The sequence below is a fragment of the Actinomycetospora sp. ABD4_176 genome (genome assembly GCF_056311855.1).
On record NZ_CM149974.1, the window covers coordinates 5,185,178 to 5,200,851 of the forward strand.

A 15,674-nucleotide genomic window follows, 5' to 3' on the forward strand; every position below is an offset into this window, starting at 1 on the left:
ACCGACCGGGCCGCCGTCGCCGCGCAGATCGGCCGCCGGCCCCGCGGGCTGCGCCGCGTCGCGCACCGCTGCCCCTGCGGGCTGCCCGACGTCGTCGAGACCGCCCCGCGGCTCGAGGACGGTACGCCGTTCCCGACGCTGTACTACGCGACGTGCCCGCGCCTGACCTCGCGCCTCGGGACGCTGGAGGCCGACGGGCTGATGCGCGAGCAGACCGAGCGCCTGGGCACCGACCCCGACCTCGCCGCCCGGTACGCCCGGGCGCACGCCGACTACCTCGCCGACCGCGACGCGATCGAGCCGCTCGGCACGGACGTGAGCGCCGGTGGGATGCCCGAGCGGGTCAAGTGCCTGCACGTGCACGTCGCGCACACCCTCGCCCGCGGGCCGGGCGTGAACCCGGTGGGCGACGAGACCCTCGCGCGGCTCGGCGACTGGTGGCACGCGGGGCCGTGCGTGGACCCCGGCGGGCCCGACCGCGGGGACCCGACGGGCTGACACCCCGACCCCCACCGGGCGACGGGTCGCACGCGACCGGCCGGCACGCTCGGTGGCCGCCGTTCCACGGACCGGTGCCGATCGGACCCGGCCCGGTGGCGGCCCCCGCGCGGGTTTGATCGACGCCCGCCGGGCGCTCCAGGATGGGCAGGAGCCGGTTCCCCCGACCGGCTCGGCGCGACGGTGCGGACGGCCCGTCGCACGCACGGGCGGTGAGTCGCCCCGTGGCGCCGCGCGCGGCTGCCCCACGGCTCCTGCCCGCGGACCGGTCGCCGGGCGACCCCACCCGCCTGGGGTCGCCCGGTGTCCGGTGCGCTCCGCGCACCCCGAGGACGGCACGGGGCGGGCGTCCTCGCTAGCGTCGTCGGGTAGCCGGGTCCGCCGGGGACGCCGAGCGCAGCAGGGGGAGCAGCAGATGCCACGGGTCGCGGCGCTCGACTGCGGGACCAACTCGATCCGCCTGCTGGTGGCCGACGTGACCGTGCGCGAGGACGGCTCGGCCTGGCTGCGCGACGTCCACCGCGAGATGCGGATCAACCGCCTCGGCCAGGGCGTGGACGCCACCGGCCGGCTCGCGCCGGAGTCGCTGGCGCGCACGCGCGAGGCCCTCGGCGCCTACGCCGAGATGCTGCGCCGCCACGGCGTCGCCGTCTCCCCGGAGACCGTCCGCGTCTGCGCCACCTCCGCCACGCGCGACGCCGCGAACCGCGAGGAGTTCTTCGGCGCGGTCCGCGAGGTCATCGGGGTCGACGCCGACGTCATCACCGGCGACGAGGAGGCGCGCCTGTCGTTCGCGGGCGCGGTCGCCGACCTCGACCCCGACGAGGGCCCGTTCGTCGTCGCCGACGTCGGCGGCGGCTCCACCGAGCTCGTCACCGGCACCTGGGACGCGGTGCACGCGCAGGTCACCGCCGCGCGCTCCACCGACGTCGGCTGCGTGCGCCTGGCCGAGAAGTTCCTCCACGACGACCCGCCGACCGCCGAGCAGATCGCCGAGGCCGAGGAGTTCACGCGCGCCACGCTGGCGCCGGCGTTCGCCGAGGTCGCGGTCGACGAGGTCCAGACGTGGGTGGCGGTCGCGGGCACGGCCACGACGCTCGCCGCCGTCGCCATGGACCTGCGCACCTACGACGCCGAGCGCATCCACCTCTCGCGCCTCGGCCTCGACGACGTGCGCGCCACCGCGCGGCGCCTCGAGGCGATGCCGCGCGAGCAGCGGGCCGCGCTCGGGCCGATGCACCCCGGCCGCGTGGACGTCATCGGCGGCGGGTCGCTCGTCATGCGCGTGCTCGCCGAGGAGCTCGCCGAGCGCACCGACGTCACCGAGCTCGTCGTGTCCGAGCACGACATCCTCGACGGGATCGCGCGGGAGCTGGCCGCGCGGTGGTGAGGACGCCGTGGTGAGGACGGGAGTGGTGGCGACGGGAGTGGTGACGACGGGAGTGGTGACGTGGTGAGCGCGCGCCCGGCCGACCCGCCCGGCGCCGTCCCCGGGGTGCTGCCGCTGGCGGCGCTGGTCCTCGCCCGGCGGGTGCGGGCGCTGGTGGCCGTGACGGTCGTGCACACCGTCGTCCTCGCCGTCGCCGCGTGGCTCGCCGGCAACGGGCCCACGCTGCCCGGCGTCGCCTCGCTCGTCGCGCACCTCGCGGTCTCGCTGGGCGCGGCGCTGCCCGTGCGCTGGCAGTTCGCGGGCGACCCGGCGCGCCGGGAGGCCCGGGCGGTGCGGGCGATGACGGTGTCGTTCGTGGTGCTCGCGGTCTACAGCGCGGTCGACGCCGTCGCCGACGCCCTGACCCCCGGGCGCCCGGGGGAGGCCCTGGTCGGCGGCCTGCTCGGGCTCGCCGGGGCGGTCGCCCTGCCGGTGCTCGTCGCCCTCGACGCGCGCGCCGGGCGGGCGGAGGGTGCGTTCCGCGACCCGCGCGTCCGCCGGGCCGCGCCCGCGCCGCTCGTCGTCGCCCTCGTCGTGGTGCTGCTGGCCGCCTCGGCCGTCGACCTGCTCGCCAGCGCCGGCCCCGTCACCGCCTCGCTCGCCGCGCCGGCCGTGTCGGCGGTCGTCGCGGTCCTCGCCGCGCGGGAGGCGTGGGGTGCCTGGCACGGCTGAGCCCTCGCAGACCCCGGAGCCCGTGCAGCCCGTCCCGCCGCCCGGCCCCGCCGACGCGCCCGACCTGCCGACCCTCGACGCCGCGGTCGCCGGGTGCCGCGCGTGCCCGCGGCTCGTGGCGTGGCGGGAGGAGGTCGCGGCGAACCGGCGCGCCGCCTTCCGCGACGAGACCTACTGGGGCCGCCCGGTGCCCGGGTTCGGCGCCACCGACGCGCGGCTGCTCGTCGTCGGTCTCGCCCCGGCCGCGCACGGCGCCAACCGCACGGGCCGCATGTTCACCGGCGACCGCAGCGGCGACGTCCTCTACGCCGCCCTGCACGCCGTCGGGCTCGCCTCGCAGCCCACGTCCGTCGCGATCGGCGACGGCCTCGAGCTCTACGGCACCCGCATCACCGCCCCGGTGCGCTGCGCCCCGCCGGAGAACAAGCCGACGCCCGCCGAGCGGGACCGCTGCCGTCCGTGGCTCGCCCGCGAGCTCGCCCTGCTGCGCGGCACGGTGCGCGCCGTGGTGGTGCTCGGCGGCTTCGGGTGGCAGGCCCTCCTGCCCGTCCTCGCCACGCCGGACCCGGCGGGCGGGCACCCCGGCTGGGTGGTCCCGCGCCCCCGGCCGAGGTTCGGTCACGCCGCGCACGTGACGCTCCCCCCGGCGGACGACCGGGCCCCGACCCCCGCCGCCCCGCTCGAGCTGTTCGGCAGCTACCACGTCAGCCAGCAGAACACCTTCACCGGACGCCTCACCCCCGCGATGCTCGAGAACGTCCTCGCCGACGCCGCGCGGGCCGCGGGGCTGGATCCGACCGTCCCGACGCGCGCCGGCGACTAGGGTCGGCACCGACGAGAGATCCGCCCCTGTAGCCCAATCGGCAGAGGCAGGCGACTTAAAATCGCCACAGTGTGGGTTCGAACCCCACCGGGGGCACGCTCGGCGGGACCGCACCGCGCACGACCCCGACGTCACCCAGCGCACGCCGTCTCCCGGCCGGCCGCTCCGACGTCACCCGATCCACCCCGTGACGACAGCTCACGGTCACCCGCCCGTCGCAGCGGCCACGCGGAGAGCGGTCGGTGCCACGACCGGGTGCGTGACGTCCGACCGCTCGGGCGCCCCGGACGGACCGCTCGACGCCGACCCGATCCGAGCTGCTCCGAACGGGCGAGAAGATCAGCCACACTCGTCGTCGGGAGGTGAGGCGTCGTGGCTGATCCGGGGGACCTGTCGGGTCGGATTCCCGTGCCGGGTGGTGCACGTCCGCCGTGGCGCGAGCTCGAGGGGCTGCGCCCGCTGACGCTGCGGGAGTGCCGGCGGCTCGTGGTCGTCGCCCCGCACCCGCGCGACGAGATCCGCGCGGCCGGGGGCCTGCTGCGCCGTCTCGCCGCACGCCACGCCTCGGTCGACGTCCTCGCGCTCACCGACGGCCCGGGCCGCACCTGCACGCCGCCCGAGGGGCTCGCCGTGCCCCGCGAGCGTGAGCGGCCGCCGGCCGACCTCGTGGTGCGCCCCGACGACCTCGCCGACCCCGAGACCCTCGCCTCCGTGCTGGCGCGCCTCGAGGGCGCCGAGGAGCCGGAGGACGAGGGTTCCGCGGCCGTCGACCACCCCGTCGACCACCCCGTCGACCGCGAGGAGGCCGAGCTCGCCGCCGCCTACGAGGCGCTGGGGGTCGTGGAGGTCCGCCGGCACCGCCTCGGGCTGCCCGACGCCGGGCTCTCGGGGTGCGAGGCCGACGTCGTCGCCGCGCTGAGCGAGATCGTCGGGTTCGCCGACGACCCGCACGGGCTGTGCGTGCTCGCGCCCTGGTCCGGGGACGGCGACGACGACCACGAGGCCGCCGGCCGCGCCGCCGAGACCGTCTGCGCCGCCTACCGCGTCCGCCTCGTCCGCTGGCTCGACCAGGCGTGGAGCTGGGCCGGACCGGAGTCCGCCGAGGTGCCGTGGCGACGGGCTCGCCAGCTCGCGCTGTCGGAGACCGTGCAGGCCCGTAAGCTCGCCGCCAGCGCGGCGTTCGGTGGCCGTCCCGGACGCGATCGCGAACTGCCCGACGGCTCCGCCCCCGGTCCCCGCGAGGTCTTCCTGGTGTGAGCAGGTCCCCCATCACCCGAACGGGCGTGTCGACGCGCTCCGTTCCGTCGGAGCCCCGGAGGCTCCTCGTCACGACGGCAGTCACGGTGGCGCCCCGTGGGGGTCACACCCGACTCGTCGATCGGTTGGGGCCGATAGGCTCCGGCAGGTGACGGGCAGGACGAACGGCGACCACGGCGACGTGGCGACCGACGCGCCCGGGCCCGCCGAGCTGGGCCCGGACTACGCCACCGAGGCGCAGCGGGTGCGCGACGCCGTCGTCGACCCGAGCGGGGTCCGGGAGCCCGACCTGCCGCAGGTGCTGCACACCGCGCCCGCCGCCGTCGCCCTCATCGACCTCGGCGAGGGCCTGGTCACCTACGCCAACGACTCGGCCGCCGCGCTGACAGGCGGCCGCGCCTCGCTGCCCGTCGACGTCGACGCCTGGAGCGAGGCCGCGGGCCTCACCGACCTGTCGGGCCGTCCCATGCGTGACACGGCCTCGCCGCTCTCGCGCGTCGCGCAGGGCATCCCGGTCTCCGGCGAGCCGGTGGCGGTCGCCGACGCCGCGCGCCGCGGCTCGGAGGCCACCGAGGAGGAGCGCGAGGAGGCCGAGGGCCGGCTGCTGTGGGTCACCGGCTTCCCGCTCTCCGAGGTGGTGAACGAGGACCAGCGTCGGCTCGCGCTGGTCGTGTTCCTCCAGCTCTCCGGCGCGGGTGCCCAGCGTCACCTCGAGATGGTGCGCGACCGGGCCGTCGTCGCCACCGAGCTGTCGTTCACGATCTCCGACCCGGCCCGCGAGCAGAACCCGCTGGTCTGGGTCAACCCGGCCTTCACGCGGTTGACCGGCTACGAGCTCGACGAGGTGCTCGGCCGCAACTGCCGCTTCCTGCAGGGCCCGAACACCGACCCGGCCTCGATCTCGCGCATCCGCACGGCGCTGGACGAGGAGCGCCCGATCACCGAGGTGCTCCTCAACTACCGCCGTGACGGCACCGCGTTCTGGAACCAGGTGTCGATCACCCCGGTGCTCGACGGCCAGGGCCGCGTCGTGAACTTCGTCGGCGTCCAGTCCGACGTCACCGAGCGCGTGATGGTCGAGAACGAGCGCCGCGCCGCGCTCGCCGCCGCGGAGGAGACCCGCGAGCAGCTGCGCCTGCTCACCGAGTCGACCTCGGCGATGTCGGCGAGCCTCGACACCGTCGGGGTCGCGGAGGCCCTCGCGCGCATCGTCGTGCCGGCGATGGCCGACTTCTGCTGCGTCGACCTGCTCGAGGACGCCGAGGGCAACTCCTCGGTGCGCCGGGCGGCGGTCAACCACCGCGACGAGACGAAGGCCGACGAGGTCCGCGGGCTCGGGCGCTGGGTGGCGCCCACCGAGGACGGCCGCGACCCCATCGGCCAGGCGCTCGGCTCGGGCACGCCGTCGCTGCTGCCCGAGCTCCCGGTGCGGCCCGCCGGCATCTCCGACCAGCCGGACCTGCTGCGCCGCTACGAGGCGCTGCGGCCCCGCTCGGCGATCGTCGTGCCGCTGCGCGCCCGCGGGCAGATGCTCGGCGCGCTGACGCTCGGCACGGAGCTGCCCTACGGGCGCCGCTACTCCCAGCGCGACCTCTACCTCGCCGCGGACCTCGCCGCCCGCGCCGGCCTCGCGGTGGACAACGCCCGCCTCTACGCCCGCGAGCACGGTGCCGCGGAGACGCTGCAGCGCAGCCTGCTGCCCGCCGTCCCGCGGATGGCGGGGATGACCATCGCGTCGCGCTACCTGGCCGCGACCGACGGCGCCCAGGTCGGCGGCGACTGGTACGACATGCTCTCGCTGCCCGACGGCGCGGTCGGCCTCGCCGTCGGCGACGTCGTCGGCCACGACCTGCGGGCGGCCGCGGCGATGGGCGAGCTGCGCGGGGTGCTGCGCTCGTACGCGTGGGAGGGCCTCGGGCCCGCCGACGTCGTCGACCGCTGCGACGACGTGGTGCAGGGCCTGGGCATGGCGGCGATGGCCACCGCGGTGTACGCGCGCCTCGAGCGCGGCGAGCAGGGCGGCTGGGTGCTGCGGTACTCCAACGCCGGCCACCCGCCGCCCCTGCTGCGCCGCGCCGACGGCACCGTCGAGCTGCTCACCGGCAACCTGTCCCCGCTGATCGGGGCGACCCGCGCGGTCACGCGCGAGGAGACCACGGTGGCGTGCGGGCACGGCGACCTGCTGGTCCTGCACACCGACGGCCTCATCGAGGCGCCGGGCGCCGACCCCGACGACCGCACCCGGCTCATCGCCGACACCCTTGCCGCGCAGTCGGCCGACATGCCCGTCGAGGAGCTCTGCGACCGGCTGCTCGGCATGCTCGGCGTCGACGGGCTGCGCGACGACGCGGTGCTGCTCGCGATCCGCCTCGACGGCGAGGACGGGCCCGCGCCGGCGTAGGCCCGCTCCCGGACCTCCCGAACGGACGACGGCCCGGCCCCGCGTCGCGGGACCGGGCCGTGGTGTCGGGTCCGGGCCGTGCCGGACCGGAGCCCGCTCAGGGCCGCGGCGGCTCCTCGTGCGGCGGGGGCGCCTGGCCCTCGTGCGGCGGGGGCGCCTGGCCCTCGTGGGGCTGGTCCTGCGCCTGGTCGCCGTGCAGGAACTGCTTGGCCCGGTCGCCGGCCTGGTCGACCTGTTGCTCGTGGCCGAAGCGCTGCCCGATGGCGTCGGTGCCCTTGTCCACGTACGAGTCGGCCTTGTCCGGGTTCTTGCCGGCCCAGTCCTTGGCCTTGTCCACCATCTTGCCGAAGTCGACCATCGACATCCTCCTCGTCGCTGCTTGCGAGGTCTGCGGTCCCAGCGTTCCCCGTCCCGGCCCGGGGTGACACCTCCGACCCGGGCGGGTGCCGCCATCAGGGGGGATAGACTTCCTGGCGGACCCCATCCCGGGGCGAAGCGGACACGCTGCGTTCACCACGGGTCCGGTAAAGTTCTTTTTACCGAGGCGGGAACCGATCCACCCCGCACGTCGTTGCACCGGGTGGACGAACAGTCCGCGGTCGACCCGGCTGATGACATCCCGCCATCGGTGCCGGCTCCGCGTAGGAGGAGGACGAGAGGTGCGCACCAGCAGCAACCCGGCGTTCCGCAACCTGCCCACCTCACCGGGTGGGTACGCGCGGTTCGGCGACGCCCCGGCCGGCATGGCCGGTGCCGGAGGCATGTTCGGCGGGGGCGGCAGCCCGCAGCCCACGTCGGCGGCCGATGACCGCCCCCTGACCATCGACGACGTGGTCCAGAAGACGGCCATCAACGTCGTGCTCACGCTCACGGTCGGTGTGCTCACCGCGTTGAGCGGTTTCTACGCGCTCGGCCTGGTCGGCTTCGTCGTCGGCCTCGTCCTGGCGCTGGTCATCATCTTCAAGCAGAGCACCAACAAGTTCCTGGTCCTCGGCTACTCGGCGTCGATGGGCATGGCGCTCGGCGCGATCACGGCGCTCTTCCAGAGCATGGCCACCACGGGCGGCTCCAGCTTCGCCGGCATCGGCGTCCAGGCCATCCTGGGCACGCTCGGCATCTTCATCGGCATGCTCGTCGTCTACAAGACCGGCGCCATCCGCGTCACGCCGCGCCTGACCAAGATGGTCATCGGCGCCGCGATCGGCGTGGTCGTGCTGATGCTGGCCAACCTCGTCGCGGGCTTCTTCGTCCCCGGCGGCATGGGCCTGCGTGACGGCGGCGCCCTGGCGATCATCTTCAGCCTGGTCTGCATCGCCATCGGCGCCTTCATGCTGATGCTCGACTTCGACCAGGCCGACCAGGCGGTCAAGGCCGGCGTCCCCGCGCGCTTCGCGTGGTACCTCGCCTTCGGCTTCATGACCACGCTGGTCTGGCTCTACATCGAGATCCTGCGCCTGCTGAGCTACTTCCGCGAGTGAGCTAGCCACTCGCACCCGAGCGACGGCCCCTCCCGCCCCGTGCGGGAGGGGCCGTCGTGCGTCGCGGGCCGGCCCCGCGAGCGCCCGCTCAGCTCAGGCGCTCGAGCACCATCGCCATGCCCTGGCCGCCTCCGACGCACATGGTCTCGAGGCCCAGGGTGGCGTCGCGCTCGCGCAGGCCGTTGAGCAGCGTCGTGGCGATGCGGGCGCCGGTCATGCCGAACGGGTGGCCGACGGCGATGGAGCCGCCGTGCACGTTCAGCTTGGCCTCCATGTCCTCGTCACTCATCCCGAGCCCGCGCGCCGAGGGGATGACCTGGGCGGCGAACGCCTCGTTGATCTCGACGAGGTCGACGTCGCGGATCCCGAGCCCGGCGCGGGCCAGGGCGCGGGCCGACGCCTCGATCGGCCCGAGGCCCATGATCTCGGGGGAGAGGGCGCTGACGGCGGTGGACACGATCCGCGCGAGGGGCGGGACCCCGAGCGCCTCGGCGCGCTCGGCCGACATGACCACGAGCGCCGCGGCGCCGTCGTTGAGCGGGCAGGCGTTGCCGGCGGTGATGCGCCCGTCGGGGCGGAAGACGGGCTTGAGGTCGGCGAGCGCCTCGTACGTCGTGCTCGGCCGGGGGCTGTCGTCGCGCTCCATCACCGAGCCGTCGGGCAGGCGCACCGGGGTGATCTCGCGGGCCCAGAAGCCCGACTCCTGGGCCCGCGCGGCGTTCTGCTGGCTGCGCAGCGCGAAGCGGTCCATCTCCTCGCGGCTCACGCCCTCGGCGAGCGCGACGTTCTCGGCCGTCTGCCCCATGGCGATGTACGGGTCGGGGAGCAGGCCGTCGGCGCGCGGGTCGTGCCACTCCGACGCGCCCGCGGCGGCGACCTCGGCGGTGCGGCGCTCGGCGTCGGCGAACAGCGGGTTGTGGGTGTCGGGCAGCGAGTCGGAGTTGCCCTTCTCGAACCGCGACACGGTCTCGACGCCGGCGGCGAGGAACACGTCGCCCTCGCCGGCGCGGATGGCGTGCGCGGCCATGCGCGCGGTCTGCAGCGACGACGAGCAGTAGCGCGTGATCGTGGCGCCGGGCAGCCGGTCCAGCCCGAGCTCGACGGCGACGATCCGGGCGAGGTTGTGCCCCTGCTCGCCGCCGGGCAGGCCACAGCCGAGCAGGAGGTCCTCGACCTCGGTCGGGTCGAGGGCGGGCACGGCGTCGAGCGCGGCCGTCACGACCTGCGCGGTGAGGTCGTCCGGGCGCATCGCGGCCAGCGAGCCCTTGCGGGCGCGGCCGATGGGCGAGCGGACGGCGGACACGATGACGGCCTCGCGGCCAGGGTCGACCATGCCGCGAGACTACGACGGAGTGGCGTTGCGGACACTCATCGTCAGCAGAGCCACTCCGCTGACACGCGGGTCGGCGCCACGTGATCCCGGGCACGACCGTGGGGCCGGCGAGCGTGGGGGAACGCCGACGTCGGAGGATGGGGTCATGCGCTACGTCGAGCACGTCGCCGAGCTCATCGGGAACACGCCGCTGGTCCGACTCAACCACGTGGTGCCGACGGGCTCGGACGCGCCGCTGGTGCTCGCGAAGGTCGAGTACCTCAACCCCGGCGGCAGCGTGAAGGACCGCATCGCCGAGAGGATGATCGACGCCGCGGAGGCGTCCGGCGAGCTGAAGCCGGGCGGGACCATCGTCGAGCCGACCTCGGGCAACACCGGGATCGGGCTGGCGATCATCGCCCAGCAGCGCGGCTACCACTGCATCTTCGTCTGCCCGGACAAGGTCAGCGTCGCCAAGCAGGACGCGCTGCGCGCCTACGGCGCCGAGGTGGTCGTCTGCCCCGCGGCCGTCGAGCCGGAGAGCCCGGAGTCGTACTACTCGGTGTCCGACCGGCTGGCCCGCGAGGTCGAGGGCGCCTGGAAGCCCAACCAGTACGCCAACCCCGCGAACCCCGCCTCGCACGTCGCGTCGACCGGGCCCGAGATTTGGGAGCAGACCGAGGGCCGCATCACCCACTTCGTCGCCGGCGTCGGCACCGGCGGCACCATCACGGGCACCGGGCAGTACCTCAAGGACGTCTCGGACGGGGCGGTGCGCATCGTCGGCGCCGACCCGGTCGGGTCGGTGTACTCCGGCGGCGACGGGCGCCCCTACCTCGTCGAGGGCGTCGGCGAGGACTTCTGGCCGAGCACGTACGACCGCGGCGTCCCCGACGAGATCATCGCCGTGGCCGACCGCGACTCCTTCCTCATGACCCGACGGCTGGCGCGCGAGGAGGCGCTGCTCGTCGGCGGCTCGTGCGGGATGGCGGTGTGCGCGGCCGCGGAGGTCGCGGAGCGCGCCGGGCCGGACGACGTCGTCGTCGTGCTCCTGCCCGACGGCGGCCGGGGCTACCTGTCGACGGTGTTCAACGACCAGTGGATGGCCTCGTACGGCTTCCTCGCGCCCGACACCGGCGAGTGGACGGTCGGCGACGTGCTCCGTCGCAAGGACGGCTCGATCCCCGACCTCGTGCACGGCCACCCCAGCGAGACCGTCGCCGACGCCGTGTCGATCATGCGCGAGTTCGGGGTCTCGCAGATGCCGATCGTCCGCGCGGAGCCGCCGGTCATGGCCGCCGAGGTCCGCGGCGCGGTGACGGTCCGGGACCTGCTCGACAAGGTGTTCAACGAGCAGGCCTCGCTGACCGACCCCGTCGAACGCCACCTGTCCACGCCCCTGCCGAGCCTCGGCAGCAACGAACCCATCTCCAAGGCGGTGGAGGCGCTGCGCGGCGGCGACGGGGCGCTGGTGGTGGTCGACGGCCGGCCCGCGGGCATCGTCACCCGCGCCGACATCCTCGCCTTCCTCGCCACCGGCAGCCGCTACGACGTCGGTGGACCGGCGTAGCGACGAGCGGCCTACCCTGGTCGGGGTGAACGGTTTCTCCACCCGCGCCCTGCACGACGGCCAGGAGCCCGACCCGACGACGGGCGCGGTCGTGGTGCCGATCCACGCCTCGTCGACGTTCGCCCAGGACGGCGTCGGCGGGCTGCGGTCGGGCTACGAGTACGCGCGCACCGGCAACCCCTCCCGGACCTCCCTGGAGACGACGCTCGCCTCCCTCGAGGGCGGCCGGCACGCCCGCGCGTTCGCGTCGGGCATGGCCGCCGAGGACGCGCTGCTGCGCGGCGTCCTGCGCCCGGGCGACCACGTGCTCATCCCGCTCGACGCCTACGGCGGCACCTACCGGCTGATCTCCACGGTCTACTGCGACTGGGGCGTGGAGTACACCGCGGTCGACACGGCCGACCTCGACGCGGTGCGGGCCGCGATCCGGCCGAACACCAAGGTCCTGTGGTGCGAGACGCCGACCAACCCGCTGCTCGGCATCGCCGACATCGCGGGGCTCGGCACGCTGGGCCGGGAGCACGACCTCCTGCTCGTCGTCGACAACACCTTCGCCTCGCCGTACCTGCAGACGCCCCTCGCGCTCGGCGCGCACGTCGTCGTGCACTCGACGACGAAGTACCTGGGCGGGCACTCCGACGTCGTCGGCGGCGCGCTCGTCACCGACGACGACGAGCTGCACGGGACGCTGGGCCGGATGCAGAACGGGATGGGCGCGGTGCCCTCGCCGTTCGACTGCTTCCTCACCCAGCGCGGGATCAAGACGCTGGCGGTGCGCATGGAGCGCCACAGCGACAACGCCGAGCGGGTCGCCGACGTCCTCGCCGCCCACCCGAAGATCACGACCGTGCTCTACCCGGGCCGCGCCGACCACCCGGGCCACGAGGTCGCCGCCAAGCAGATGCGCCGCTTCGGCGGCATGGTCTCGGTGCGCGTCGCCGGGGGCGAGCAGGCCGCGCGGGACCTGTGCGCCGCCACCCGCGTCTTCACCCTCGCGGAGTCGCTGGGCGGGGTGGAGTCGCTCGTCGAGCACCCCGGCGCCATGACGCACGCGTCGGCGGCCGGCTCGCTGCTCGAGGTGCCGGCCGACCTCGTGCGCCTCTCGGTCGGGCTGGAGGACGCCGACGACCTCGTCGACGACCTGCACCAGGCCCTGGACTCCCTGGGCTGACTCGCTCTCCTAGATCCGGTCGCCGTAGACCCGCTGCACGGTCATCACCATGAGCACGCGGCGGTCGGCGACCATCGTGGCCCGGTAGTCCTCCCAGTCGTGGTGCTCGCCCGCGGCGGTGCGGTAGTACGTGGCGAGCGCCTCGACCTCGGGGGACCGCGGGTCGTCGCCCGGGCCCGTGAGCGTCACCGGGCCCTCGGCGGTCGCCCAGGCCCGGCCGTCGGGGGAGGTGACCTCGAGCGCCGCGCGGGGGTCGCGGCGGAGGTTCGCGGTCTTCGCCCGGCCCTCGGTCATCGACACCGACAGCGTGCCGGCCTGCGGGTAGTAGAACGGCATGACGGGCGAGAGCTGGGGCAGCCCGCTCGCCTTGATGGTGGCGAGGACGCCGAGGCGGCTCTCGGCGAGCAGGGCGCGGGGGTCGAACGGGGACGCGGTCATGGCCTCGATGATGGCCCCCGCTCGGGGCCCGTCAGCCGCGGCGGGCGGCGGGGTCGCCGTCGCTCGGGTCGCCGACCAGCGGGTCGATCTTCCCGGGGGAGAGGCAGCCGCCCTCGAGGGAGATGCCGTCGGGGGTGCTGACGTAGCGCGCGGGGTCGTCGCACCCCGCGGTCCGGACCGTGCCGACGGCCCCGAGAGCGAGCAGCGCGGCGAGCAGCAGCGGCAGTGTCCGGGCGAGGCGGGTGATGCGCGCGTCGGACGTCGGGACCGTGCCCACGGTGCCCACCCCCCGGTCGCTCGAGGCCGGCGCCTCACGCCGACACCACGAGGCTACCGATGCGCGGGGGGTGCTGACCCGTCGCGCACGATCGGGCGACCGGCGTCGGGGCGGGCGCGACGACCGGTCACACACCCGGTGTGCTATGGGCGACGCCGGCGCCGCCCGCCGCTCGCTGACCGCTCGTCCTGAAAGGGGCCTGAGAGAGCCGGATCGGCGGGCTGCCAGGATCGGGGGGTGGAGCTCGTCCGTCCCGCCGACGTCGAGGCCGCCCGGGCGGCCCTGTCCGGGGTGGTGCGCGAGACGCCGGTGACCCCGTCGCGGGCCCTGGAGGGGCTCAGCCGGGGCCCGGTGCTCCTCAAGTGCGAGAACCTGCAGCGCACCGGCAGCTTCAAGATCCGGGGCGCGTACCGGCGCATCCAGCGCCTGGACGCCGCCGAGCGGGCGGCGGGCGTCGTCGCCGCCAGTGCCGGCAACCACGCGCAGGGCGTGGCGCTCGCCGCGGCGCTGCTCGGTGCGCGGGCGACGGTGTTCATGCCGGCGGGGGCGCCGCTGCCGAAGATCGAGGCCACGCGCGAGTACGGGGCGGACGTCGAGCTCGTGGACTCGCTCGACGACACCTTCGCCGGCGCCGAGGCGTTCGCGGCGCGGACCGGGGCGGTGCTCATCCACCCCTTCGACCACCCCGACATCGTCGCGGGCCAGGGCACCGTCGGTCTGGAGATCCTCGAGCAGGTCCCGGACGTCGCGACGATCGTCGTCTGCACCGGCGGGGGTGGCCTGCTCTCCGGGATCGCCGCGGCGTGCGTCCCGGCGGGCGTGCGGGTGGTCGGGGCGCAGGCGGCGGCGCTCGCGGCCTGGCCGCCGTCGCTCGCCGCCGGGGCGCCGACGGGGGTCGCGGGCGCCACCATCGCCGACGGCATCGCGGTCTCGCGGCCCGGCGAGGTGACGTTCGCGCACGTGCGGGCGCTGGTCGACGAGATCGTCAGCGTGTCCGAGGAGGCGCTGGCGCGCGGCGTCCTGCGCTGCCTCGAGCGCGACAAGCTCCTCGTCGAGCCCGCCGGGGCCGCGGCGGTCGCGGCCGTCGCGGAGCACCCGTCACGCTGGCCCGGGCCCGTCGTCGCCGTCGTCTCGGGCGGCAACGTCGACCCGATGCTGCTCGAGGACATCGTGCGCCGCGGCCTCGTCGCCGCCGGTCGCTACGCGGCGCTGCGGGTGCGGTTGACCGACCGCCCGGGCTACCTCGCCGACGTGCTGCGGCTCGTCGGGCAGGCGGGCGGCAACGTCGTGGACGTCGAGCACCGGCGCCTGTCCGACGCGGGTACGACGCCGGGCACCGTGGACGTGGCCCTCACGCTCGAGGCGCGGGGCCACGACCACCGGGCGGCGATCCTGGCCGACCTCGCGGCGGCGGGCTACGAGGTGGCGGCCGAGTAGCGGGCGGGGCGGGCCGTCAGGGCGAGTAGGGCTCGGCCGAGACCAGCGTGACCTCCATCGACCCGCCGTCGGGCAGGTCGTAGCTCACGGTGTCGCCGGCCCTCGCGCCCATGAGGGCGGAGCCGAGCGGGGAGTTCGGCGAGTACACCTCGATGGTCCCCGACGAGCCCTCCTCGCGGGAGCCGAGCAGGAAGGTCTCGGTGTCGTCGTCGCCCTCGAAGCGGACCGTGAGCACGGTGCCCGGCACGGCGACGCCGCTCTCGGTGGGCGTCTCGCCGACCTTGGCGGTGTGCAGCAGCTCCTGGAGGTGGCGGATGCGTGCCTCCATGACGCCCTGCTCCTCGCGCGCGGCGTGGTAGCCGCCGTTCTCCTTGAGGTCGCCCTCCTCGCGCGCGGCGTTGATCTTCTGCGCGATGACGGGACGCTGGGCGACGAGGTCGTCGAGCTCGGCCTTCAGCCGGTCGTGCGCGTCCTGGGTCAGCCAGGTCACCTGCGTCTGCGTCTCGGTCACGTCGATCAACTCCTCGGAGGTCCGGTCCCGCGCTGCGCGGGTCGGTGGCCTGCTCTCCTCGCGGGCCCGTTGACACCGCACCGGGTGGTGCGGTGCCGGCGGCCCGGGGGCCACAGACGGAAAAACACGGCCCGCGGCATGCGGGCCGTGTCGATCCACGGTAACACGCCGCGGCCCGTGTGGAACCCGCTCGAGGGTGCCGCCGACGGGATCGGCTACGCGTGAAGGGCCTTGACCACCTGCACTTTTCCGTGCGACAGGTCCCTCGGCGACGGTCCCGCCCGGGTCCCGCCCCGGGTCCTGCGCGGCCCGCGCCGGGGACTGTCGGGGGTGCCCGGGATGATGGAGCAGAGCGGGGGCGTTGACGTCAGCGAGTACCCCGCGGTGAAGCGATCGGTGA

Annotated in this window: 15 protein-coding genes and 1 tRNA gene; 11 read left to right on the top strand and 5 right to left on the bottom strand. The window is 75.5% G+C overall.

Annotated features, from left to right (window positions below):
• Positions 1 to 27: 27 nt before the first annotated feature.
• The 7 genes from ACYX4T_RS25070 to ACYX4T_RS25100 all read left to right on the top strand — a co-directional run bounded on the left by ACYX4T_RS25070 (position 28) and on the right by ACYX4T_RS25100 (position 7,080).
• Positions 28 to 498, top strand: a complete 471-nt coding sequence (locus ACYX4T_RS25070; protein WP_476015366.1) for a DUF501 domain-containing protein — start codon at positions 28 to 30, stop codon at positions 496 to 498.
• Between the two features lie 415 nt (positions 499 to 913).
• Positions 914 to 1,888, top strand: a complete 975-nt coding sequence (locus tag ACYX4T_RS25075) for a Ppx/GppA phosphatase family protein (protein WP_476011933.1) — start codon at positions 914 to 916, stop codon at positions 1,886 to 1,888.
• Between the two features lie 63 nt (positions 1,889 to 1,951).
• On the top strand, positions 1,952 to 2,599 hold the full coding sequence (locus ACYX4T_RS25080) for a hypothetical protein (protein ID WP_476011934.1): 648 nt from the start codon (positions 1,952 to 1,954) through the stop codon (positions 2,597 to 2,599).
• Between the two features lie 22 nt (positions 2,600 to 2,621).
• Positions 2,622 to 3,422, top strand: a complete 801-nt coding sequence (locus ACYX4T_RS25085) for a uracil-DNA glycosylase (protein WP_476015367.1) — start codon at positions 2,622 to 2,624, stop codon at positions 3,420 to 3,422.
• 22 nt (positions 3,423 to 3,444) lie between these two features.
• Positions 3,445 to 3,518, top strand: a tRNA-Leu gene (locus ACYX4T_RS25090).
• 276 nt (positions 3,519 to 3,794) lie between these two features.
• On the top strand, positions 3,795 to 4,679 hold the full coding sequence (locus ACYX4T_RS25095; protein WP_476011935.1) for a PIG-L deacetylase family protein: 885 nt from the start codon (positions 3,795 to 3,797) through the stop codon (positions 4,677 to 4,679).
• Positions 4,680 to 4,827: 148 nt separating this feature from the next.
• Positions 4,828 to 7,080, top strand: coding sequence for a SpoIIE family protein phosphatase (locus ACYX4T_RS25100; protein WP_476011936.1), 2,253 nt, complete (start codon positions 4,828 to 4,830; stop codon positions 7,078 to 7,080).
• A gap of 97 nt (positions 7,081 to 7,177) precedes the next feature.
• Here ACYX4T_RS25100 and ACYX4T_RS25105 read toward each other — a convergent pair whose 3' ends face one another.
• Positions 7,178 to 7,438, bottom strand: a complete 261-nt coding sequence (locus ACYX4T_RS25105; RefSeq protein ID WP_476011937.1) for an antitoxin — start codon at positions 7,436 to 7,438, stop codon at positions 7,178 to 7,180.
• A gap of 301 nt (positions 7,439 to 7,739) precedes the next feature.
• Between ACYX4T_RS25105 and ACYX4T_RS25110 the strand changes: the two genes are divergently transcribed.
• On the top strand, positions 7,740 to 8,558 hold the full coding sequence (locus ACYX4T_RS25110; RefSeq protein ID WP_476011938.1) for a Bax inhibitor-1/YccA family protein: 819 nt from the start codon (positions 7,740 to 7,742) through the stop codon (positions 8,556 to 8,558).
• Between the two features lie 88 nt (positions 8,559 to 8,646).
• Here ACYX4T_RS25110 and ACYX4T_RS25115 read toward each other — a convergent pair whose 3' ends face one another.
• Positions 8,647 to 9,891, bottom strand: coding sequence for an acetyl-CoA C-acetyltransferase (locus tag ACYX4T_RS25115; protein WP_476011939.1), 1,245 nt, complete (start codon positions 9,889 to 9,891; stop codon positions 8,647 to 8,649).
• A 145-nt stretch (positions 9,892 to 10,036) separates the two neighbouring features.
• Here ACYX4T_RS25115 and ACYX4T_RS25120 point away from each other — a divergent pair, with 145 nt between their 5' ends.
• Together ACYX4T_RS25120 and ACYX4T_RS25125 are read left to right on the top strand one after the other, a co-directional pair.
• Positions 10,037 to 11,440, top strand: a complete 1,404-nt coding sequence (locus tag ACYX4T_RS25120; protein WP_476011940.1) for a cystathionine beta-synthase — start codon at positions 10,037 to 10,039, stop codon at positions 11,438 to 11,440.
• Positions 11,441 to 11,465: 25 nt separating this feature from the next.
• A complete protein-coding gene (locus ACYX4T_RS25125; protein WP_476011941.1) occupies positions 11,466 to 12,611 on the top strand; it encodes a cystathionine gamma-synthase in 1,146 nt (381 codons plus the stop codon).
• Positions 12,612 to 12,620: 9 nt separating this feature from the next.
• Here ACYX4T_RS25125 and ACYX4T_RS25130 read toward each other — a convergent pair whose 3' ends face one another.
• Both ACYX4T_RS25130 and ACYX4T_RS25135 read right to left on the bottom strand, forming a co-directional pair.
• A complete protein-coding gene (locus ACYX4T_RS25130) occupies positions 12,621 to 13,049 on the bottom strand; it encodes a PPOX class F420-dependent oxidoreductase (RefSeq protein ID WP_476011942.1) in 429 nt (142 codons plus the stop codon).
• A gap of 31 nt (positions 13,050 to 13,080) precedes the next feature.
• A complete protein-coding gene (locus ACYX4T_RS25135; protein ID WP_476011943.1) occupies positions 13,081 to 13,326 on the bottom strand; it encodes a hypothetical protein in 246 nt (81 codons plus the stop codon).
• Positions 13,327 to 13,563: 237 nt separating this feature from the next.
• On the opposite strand from ACYX4T_RS25135, the gene ilvA reads away from it, so the two are divergent.
• Positions 13,564 to 14,763 carry a threonine ammonia-lyase gene (ilvA, locus tag ACYX4T_RS25140; protein WP_476011944.1) on the top strand — a complete coding sequence of 400 codons (1,200 nt, stop codon included), beginning with the start codon at positions 13,564 to 13,566 and terminating at the stop codon, positions 14,761 to 14,763.
• Positions 14,764 to 14,779: 16 nt separating this feature from the next.
• Here ilvA and greA read toward each other — a convergent pair whose 3' ends face one another.
• Entirely contained in the window at positions 14,780 to 15,274 is a 495-nt protein-coding gene (greA, locus tag ACYX4T_RS25145; RefSeq protein WP_476011945.1) for a transcription elongation factor GreA, read from the bottom strand.
• Positions 15,275 to 15,674 lie beyond the last annotated feature (400 nt).